Source organism: Streptomyces sp. UW30 (genome assembly GCF_008042075.1).
Classification (GTDB): Bacteria; Actinomycetota; Actinomycetes; order Streptomycetales; family Streptomycetaceae; genus Streptomyces.
Map to the genome: position 1 here is coordinate 1,395,063 of NZ_RDBN01000037.1, position 673 is coordinate 1,395,735.

Consider the following 673-nt stretch of genomic DNA (forward strand, 5'->3'; position numbering starts at 1 on the left):
GCGCTCGTTGCGGGACTTAACCCAACATCTCACGACACGAGCTGACGACAGCCATGCACCACCTGTACACCGACCACAAGGGGGGCACTATCTCTAATGCCGGTAAGTGAGAGCGCGGCAGTGAGACTGTGGGGGATAAGCTCCATGGTCGAGAGGGAAACAGCCCAGAGCATCGACTAAGGCCCCTAAGCGTACGCTAAGTGGGAAAGGATGTGGAGTCGCACAGACAACCAGGAGGTTGGCTTAGAAGCAGCCACCCTTGAAAGAGTGCGTAATAGCTCACTGGTCTAGTGATTCCGCGCCGACAATGTAGCGGGGCTCAAGCGTACCGCCGAAGTCGTGTCATTGCGATATATACCCCCAACGGGGATCGTGATGGGTAGGGGAGCGTCGTGTGCCGGGTGAAGCAGCCGCGGAAGCGAGTTGTGGACGGTTCACGAGTGAGAATGCAGGCATGAGTAGCGATACACACGTGAGAAACGTGTGCGCCGATTGACTAAGGGTTCCTGGGTCAAGCTGATCTGCCCAGGGTAAGTCGGGACCTAAGGCGAGGCCGACAGGCGTAGTCGATGGATAACCGGTTGATATTCCGGTACCCGCTGTGAAGCGTCAAACATTGAACCAGGCGATGCTAAGTCCGTGAAGCCGCCCTGGAGCCTTCGGGCAAAGGGGA

1 other annotated feature (running past both ends of the window) is annotated in these 673 nt (G+C 57.5%).

From position 1 onward, the window contains the following. Positions 1–673 (forward strand) — a sequence feature (most likely nonfunctional fraction of RNA operon) (it extends past both window edges: 939 nt to the left, 195 nt to the right).